The organism is Monashia sp. HAY1-2A, from assembly GCF_056755315.1.
The window spans coordinates 1-264 of record NZ_JBNDHY010000475.1 but is presented as its reverse complement, the minus strand read 5'-3'; the positions used below and the strand labels follow the sequence as shown (position 1 = coordinate 264).

1 pseudogene is annotated in these 264 nt (G+C 61.4%); it reads left to right on the top strand.

The annotated features are described in order from the left end of the window. Positions 1-41: 41 nt before the first annotated feature. Positions 42-264, top strand: a pseudogene (locus ACPYOM_RS22765) (alkane 1-monooxygenase); the annotation flags it as partial.

Here is a 264-nt window from a genome sequence, read left to right as displayed (position 1 = left end):
ATCTGGGGCTGGGCCGTGCGCCGGGTACCGATCAGCGCACCATGATTGCCCTGCGCCGCCATCTTTCCGGTGAAATCGATAACTTCCCGCAGGATGTGCAGGAATTGCAGATGTACTTCGGTGATGTTCAGCCTCAGCAGCCGGTTCAGGCCGTGCCCGGCCAGAGTTTGCATGTGCCGATCTGGTTACTCGGCTCCAGCCTGTACAGCGCTCAACTGGCGGCGGCCCTCGGCCTGCCATTTGCCTTCGCCTCACATTTCGCAC